The organism is Pedobacter sp. 10L46_2, assembly GCF_056395165.1.
On sequence record NZ_JBFTIZ010000494.1, the window covers coordinates 1 to 1,689 of the forward strand.

Annotated in this window: 2 protein-coding genes; both read left to right on the plus strand. The window is 44.0% G+C overall.

Going from position 1 to position 1,689, the window contains the following annotated elements; genetic code table 11:
• A partial coding sequence (locus AC1DDX_RS27190) for a GH116 family glycosyl hydrolase (RefSeq protein ID WP_477623004.1) occupies positions 1–1,452 on the plus strand: 1,452 nt, incomplete at its 5' end.
• A 13-nt stretch (positions 1,453–1,465) separates the two neighbouring features.
• A partial coding sequence (locus AC1DDX_RS27195; RefSeq protein ID WP_477623005.1) for a hypothetical protein occupies positions 1,466–1,689 on the plus strand: 224 nt, incomplete at its 3' end.

Genomic DNA, 1,689 nt, shown 5'->3' on the forward strand with positions numbered 1-1,689 from the left:
TTTATTAATATTGATACACTGGCAACGGCAAATACTTATCGTTTTGCTGACGGCCGCTTCTGGAGCTGGGAGGGCGTTGGTGCTTGTGCCGGAACCTGTACGCACGTATGGCAATATGCACAAGCGGTTGCCAGGATATTTCCTGAACTGGAGCGCGACCTGAGACACCGTGTAGATCTAGGTGTTGGGTTTAAGGAAGACAGTGGCGCCATTATATTCCGTGCAGAAAACGAAAACAGACCGGCCATTGACGGGCAAGCAGGCACTGTACTCAGGTTTTACCGTGAGCATCAAATGAGTGCCAACAATACTTTTCTGCAAACCAACTGGCCAAAAATCAAAAAGGCAACCCAGTTCATGTTAGACCAGGATAAGAATGGTGATGGTATGACGGATACACCAATGGAGAATACCCTTGATGCAGTATGGGAAGGTGAAATTGCATGGATTGTTGGTCTTTGTATTGCTGCGGCAAGAGCAGGCCAGGCCATGGCAGAGGAAATGAACGACACTGCATTTGCACAGACTTGTGAAACCTATGTAACCAACGGTCGCAAGAATATGGAACAAGAACTGTTTAATGGCGAATACTTTATTCATCGGCCAGATAAGGTTCAGGGTCGTAAAAACCTGGGCTCCTATAATACCTGTCATATTGATCAGGTATACGGCCAAAGCTGGGCGTTTCAGGTAGGATTACCAAGGGTATTGAGTAAAGACAAAGCCATTGCTGCTCTAAAAGCCTTATGGAAATATAACTTTACTGCCGATGTTGGCCCATACATCAAAACCCATGTTGGTGGCAGGCCATATGCCTTGCCAGGAGAGGGTGGAATGGTCATGAATACCAATCCGCATAACGAACCTAAGCCTTTTGGAGAGAATGTAACCTGGCAACTCGGGTACTTTCACGAATGTATGAGCGGATTTGAACATCAGGTTGCAGCACACCTGATGGCCGAAGGTATGGTACAAGAGAGCCTGATTCTTACACGATTTATTCACGACAGGTATCATGCAGCTAAAAGAAACCCATTCAATGAGATAGAGTGCAGCGACCATTATGCAAGGGCTATGGCAAGTTATGGGACCTTTATTAACGCATGTGGTTTTGAGTACCATGGCCCTAAAGGTTATATCAAATTCGCGCCTGCCTGGAAAGCAGAGGATTTTAAAGCTCCCTTTACTTCAGCTAATGGATGGGGCAGCTATACACAGAAAAAAACAGGCGCTAAACAATTACACACCATACACCTGAAATATGGCGAGTTGCAGTTACAGGAACTGGCTTTTAACAAAATAGGCTCAGGCACTGTAAAATCTGTTTCCGTAATGCTGGGCGCTCAAAATATTCCTGTCCAATTTAAACAGAACGGTGCCGAATTGCAGATTACCAGCAATAAGAAGATCAGCGTTAAAACCAATGAGCGTTTAAATATTACCTTTTCATAGATAGATAAGTAGCATGAAAAAATTAGATGATATGTTTAAAAAACTGCTTACAGTTTTATTGTTTACTACAGCAGTAATCTTGTCTGGTTGCCAGGAACCTGCAAGCAAAACAAACGGAGATGTTGCGAATAAGGATCAGAACTGGAAAGAACAACTTAATCAGAAACTGCCTATGCTGGGTCACAGGAATTGGATTCTTGTTGTCGATAAAGCCTTTCCAGAGCAAAATGCTCAGGG